We start from the raw sequence: 4,498 nt of genomic DNA on the forward strand, positions 1-4,498 counted from the left end.
GACTCCGACGCTACGTCGCAGTTTTTCCTCGGTCCAGGCATCACGCGCGATGACGTGAGCACGGACCGAGGAGACGACATGAACCACGCACCGCCGACCCGCGACGGCAACATCGACGAACGCGGCAAGATCCCGCAGGCGTTGTCGTACGTCCAGGCGTATCGGGACCGGCAGCAGGTGTGGCGCACGATCCTGGCGATGGTGGCCGGCCTTGGCGCGCTGCTCGCCGTGCTCTTCGCCGCGGTCGTGCCGGTCGGAACCGCGCTCGACCGCCTCCTCGGCGTGACACCGTTCGATCCGGCTGCGCCCTCGTTCACCATCGGGTTCTGGATCGCCGGAAACCTCCTGCTCGCCGCGCTGAGCCCAACGGCGGGGTTGCTGCAGTGGTCGATCTACCGGCAGAAGCCTCGATGGCTGTCGTCGTTGGCGGGTGGCTTCCGGTGGCGGGTTCTCGGGCGTGCCGCTGTCGTCATCGTCCCGTTGTGGGCCGCGTACATGGTCGTTCTGCAGTTCGTCATGCCGACCGGACCGATCCGGCTGACCGCGACGACGATCGCGCTCTCCGCCGTCGCGATGATCACCGTGCCCCTGCAGTCCGCAGGTGAGGAGTACCTCTTCCGCGGCCTGCTCTCCCGCGCGATCGGTGCGCGCTTCCGCCGCCCGGCCACCGCGTTCACCGTTGCCACCGCCGTCACCGCTGTGCTGTTCGGTGCGATCCACGGCGCCGCGAACGGCTGGACCCTCGCCTACTACATCATCTGCGGGGTGGCCCTCTCTGTGGTGGTGCAGCGCACCGGTGGCCTCGAAGTCGCCGTCCTCGTCCATGCGGTGAACAACACGATGCTGCTCGTCCCGACGATCCTGGCCGATCGCCTGGGCACGCTGTCGGCCCCCACCGGTCCGGTGCTGATCATCCCCATGGCCGTCATCGCCCTGGCCGCCGCCGTCGTGTGGCGGTTGGCACCGCGGATCACCTCGCCCAGCTGATGGCACCACCGGGGCCTGCGACCAGCGACCGCGGTCAGGTTTCGTCCTCGACCGACATGCGGCGGAACGCAGTGGTGGACGTGTAGCTCTTGGCCGGGCCGGTGACCGTCCACACCTGACACCAGGCATCCGGGCCGTGGATGACGACCTCGCCACGGTAGAGATCATCGCGGCAAGGATGGCGTACCGACCACCGGCCGTCTCGCAGGTCGAGATCGTGGAAGAAACCGCCGTGGTCGAAATGCACGTCGGCCAGCCCCGGGCCACGCACCCGGAAGTGCAGGACCCGGGTCGCCGGTCCCTGGTACTCCCCCATGACCAGCGTTCCACGTTCCCGGTAGACGAGCGCGTCATCGTCAGGGGTGAAGCTCGCGACGCCGGTGAGCGTAGCCATACCCGCACCGGTGGAATCGACGATCTTCCGGTCCAGCCCCCACCGCCCGGCGAAGTAGGCGATGAGGTCGGTAACCCGGAAACCGGTAGCGGTGTGCGCGGAGTCCACACGTGCATTCTGCCGCACAGGAGCGTGTCCACTTGCTGAGCCGGGTGGCCTCGCTCGAACCGGTCGTGAGTGCGTGCCGGGGCTCCGGCCCGGGTGCGCGCTCACGACTACATTGTGGACGGTGGTCGGCGCGGCGCGAACCGCGCCGACCTGTCACGAGCCGTAGCGGATGACGTGCAGGGCCAAGGGGTCCTGGTCGAAGGACGGTTGCCCGTTCTCCGCCAGCGAGTCGATGAGCCGCACCTCGCCGCCCTCGTTGACCGCCACCAGCAGGTTGCCCACCGATTCCCGACCTCGGAAGTCCGTGCGGCGGATCCACACCAATGCCTTCGCGCCCGTCGGGGCGCTCGCGATCTCGGTCAGGACCTCGCCCCAGCCCTGGTGGATGGTGGCGCTCAGCGGCGGGCCGAGCTCGCGCATCGTGGGCTCGAACCACGCCGCGGCGGCGGGGCCCGGGGGCGCGGAAAGCCCCTCCTGGCGCGCGTCCCACCCCATCAGGTAGCTCCACGGGTCGTTGTTCGGCAGCCCGAACGGGGCCTCGCCCGCTTCCTTCGGCACCACCAGGGCGGCATCCAGCATCTGGTCCCGCCAGTCGCCGGACTCCTGGAAACGCCGGGTGGTGCAGGCGAACAGCCAGCCGCGTTCGGTCTCGTCCGCCTCGTCCGGGTGCACCACGACGACCGGTTCCTGGTAGGTGTGGTCGAGCCAGCTGTTCGCCTTGTCCAGCGCGGCCTGCAGGTCCGGCGCGGCGTTCTCCCAGGGCGCCCGGAGCACCTCGACGCCTCCCACGGCGGGCCGGTGAAAGCGGGCCACCACGAGCTGCCCGATCTCGTCGTCGTCCAGTCGCGCCAGCGAACCCTTTTGCCCGTCCAGGAAAATGGCCTTGCCGTCGTCGTTGAACGCGTAGAGCAGGTGACCGGTGATCTCCACCCCGGAGTGCTGCCTGCGCAGCCACACCGCACTGCGCGTGCCGGGCCCGCCCTCGAAGAGCATCGACGTCACGTCCGCCCAGGTGGAGCAGGTGGACACCTCCGCGGTCGGGAAATGCGCGGTCAGCATCCGGTCCCACCAGCCGGGCGCCTCGTCCAGCGGCTCCCACGGCAGCGCCGAAGCCGGGCGGCGGTCCACCGCGGCGTCCGTCGCGACCAGGCAGCTGCGCGCGTTGACCCGCCAGCGCCACGGCTGTTGGTCGGAGAATCCCGCCGCCGCGTTGAGCTCCTCGTCCAGCGGGTCGGCGTTGGCGACCGGGAACGGCTGGCCGCCATCCTTGGGCACCGCGATGGTGGCGGCCAACAGCGGCTCGGCGGAGCCGCCCGCGTAGTCGCAGCCGAACAGCTGGGTCCGGTCGCCGTCGACCAGGGGCTGGTCATCGGTCAGGGTGACCAGGTCCCCGTACGTGCGGTCCAGCCAGTCGGCGGCCCTGCGGGAGAGATCGTCGCTCATCGTTACCTCGGTCAATGCTCGTCCGACAGCTCGGACCTCTTGGATCTGTTCAGTACACGGCGGAAGCCACTTGCAGCGTGGGCCACCACCGCCGCCGAGGGACGCGATCGGCCGCCGCGCCCGGGAAATCCCCCACCACCGCGCAGGCGCCTTGGGAGCTCGCCACGTCGTCCGGTCATCCCAGCAACGTGACGTCCGCCGGCGCCAAGTCCGTGATGCGGGAGGATTCCGCCGGCCCGGCGGCTCCTGCCTGTTCGGCCGCGGGTCCGGGTTCGCCTTCCCCAGGCGCACCGGCCGTGTCCGGGTGGTCGCCGCCCGGACCGCGCACCGCATCTCGGAACTCCTGCGCCCCGATGCGCGTCGATGCGGGCGCGCCCGGGTTGAGCAGCACGTCGACGCCCTCTTCGGGCAGGGCATCGGCGACCTCCTCGGCGGTGATCTCCGCCCACGCCGGGACGGTCAACCGCTCCGCGTGCGCGAAGGCGGTCAGCACCAGCACCGACGGCTTGCCGTCCGGTGCGCGGGTGACGATCGGGGTGTGCTCCTCGTCCAGGCCGATGACCAGGTGCGAACCGGGCAGTGATGCCAGCAGTTCGGGAACGGGCAGCTCACCGCGCATCACCAGCCGCAGCGTGGCGTCCACCGGGTCGGTCGGCGAGTCCGGGCTGGACGGCTGGTAGGCACGGTTCGGGCGGAAGTCCCGCAGCGAGCCGTCGCCGTCGATGTACCAGGAACCGACGATCGCGGTTTCCGGCGGCTGTTGCTGCTCCTGCTCGGGCTCCCACTCGGGGTCGATGAGCACGACCCACTGGTCGACGGGCTCGCCCTCGGCAACCGGGGCGGTTTCGGGCGTCTCGTCCTCGGACATCGAAGGCTCCTCGCTGCTTCCTGTCGGCTTCAACGTTGTTCCGCCGGTGGCTCGGGCGGGGTTCCGCCCGCGTCCGGATCGCCGGTTCCGGCGTCGGCCATCGCGTGCTTGAGCGAGCTCGCCAGCACCCGCATGGACATCGGCGCGCCCGGGTTGAGCAGCACGTCGACCCCCTCGCCGGGCAGCGAGTCGGCCAGCGCCTTCGCGGTGATCTCGTGCCAGGTCGGCACGTCGACCCGCCGGGCGTGCACCGGCGAAGTGGCGACGAGCACTGACGGCACCTCGTCCGGGGAGAGTGTGACGACGGCGTTCCCGTCGTCGTCCAGCGCGATCAGCAGCAGCGCATCGCGCATGGCCTCCAGCAGCGCCTCGCCGCTGTAGTCGCCGCGTGCCACCAGTTGCAGCACCGCGTCCACCGGGTCGGTGGCGGAATCCTCGCGGGAGGGCACGTAGTCCGGGTTGGCCTGGAACGCGCTGACGGTTCCGTCGGCTCCGATGTGCCAGGAACCGAGGACGGCCTCGTTCGGCGGTTCTTCCTCATCGGACTCGGGCTGCCAGGCCGGGTCGATCACGAGGGCCCACGCCTCCTGGTCGGGACCGGCGGGTGTTTCGCCCTCCTCCGGAGTGGGGTGGTCACTGGTCACTGGTGATTCCTTTCTGCATGCGCTGTGCCTGATAACGCCGTTGAGGCGGGAAGG

General features: G+C 70.5%; 5 protein-coding genes. 1 reads left to right on the top strand and 4 read right to left on the bottom strand.

The genetic code is table 11. The features are described 5' to 3' along the window. The first annotated feature begins 78 nt into the window (after positions 1–78). Complete coding sequence (locus tag AB0H93_RS13655) at positions 79–987, top strand: CPBP family intramembrane glutamic endopeptidase (RefSeq protein ID WP_358572021.1); 909 nt, start codon at positions 79–81, stop codon at positions 985–987. A 34-nt stretch (positions 988–1,021) separates the two neighbouring features. Here AB0H93_RS13655 and AB0H93_RS13660 read toward each other — a convergent pair whose 3' ends face one another. The 4 genes from AB0H93_RS13660 to AB0H93_RS13675 all read right to left on the bottom strand — a co-directional run bounded on the left by AB0H93_RS13660 (position 1,022) and on the right by AB0H93_RS13675 (position 4,444). After that, positions 1,022–1,489 carry a DUF6314 family protein gene (locus AB0H93_RS13660; RefSeq protein WP_358572023.1) on the bottom strand — a complete coding sequence of 156 codons (468 nt, stop codon included), beginning with the start codon at positions 1,487–1,489 and terminating at the stop codon, positions 1,022–1,024. Between the two features lie 153 nt (positions 1,490–1,642). Beyond that, complete coding sequence (locus AB0H93_RS13665) at positions 1,643–2,932, bottom strand: YrhB domain-containing protein (protein ID WP_358572025.1); 1,290 nt, start codon at positions 2,930–2,932, stop codon at positions 1,643–1,645. Positions 2,933–3,107: 175 nt separating this feature from the next. Continuing rightward, entirely contained in the window at positions 3,108–3,800 is a 693-nt protein-coding gene (locus AB0H93_RS13670; RefSeq protein ID WP_358572027.1) for a type VII secretion system-associated protein, read from the bottom strand. A gap of 29 nt (positions 3,801–3,829) precedes the next feature. Beyond that, positions 3,830–4,444: a type VII secretion system-associated protein gene (locus AB0H93_RS13675; protein WP_358572029.1), complete on the bottom strand. Its 615-nt coding sequence runs from the start codon at positions 4,442–4,444 to the stop codon at positions 3,830–3,832. Positions 4,445–4,498 lie beyond the last annotated feature (54 nt).

It is taken from the genome of Saccharopolyspora sp. NPDC050642, assembly GCF_040654735.1.
In the GTDB taxonomy this organism is placed as follows: domain Bacteria; phylum Actinomycetota; class Actinomycetes; order Mycobacteriales; family Pseudonocardiaceae; genus Saccharopolyspora; species Saccharopolyspora elongata.

Excerpts from the sequence above, each read along its gene's own strand:
- AB0H93_RS13665 (WP_358572025.1), bottom strand. The coding sequence starts at position 2,932 with ATGAGCGACGATCTCTCCCGCAGGGCCGCCGACTGGCTGGACCGCACG.
- AB0H93_RS13670 (WP_358572027.1), bottom strand. The coding sequence starts at position 3,800 with ATGTCCGAGGACGAGACGCCCGAAACCGCCCCGGTTGCCGAGGGCGAG.
- AB0H93_RS13655 (WP_358572021.1), top strand. The coding sequence starts at position 79 with ATGAACCACGCACCGCCGACCCGCGACGGCAACATCGACGAACGCGGC.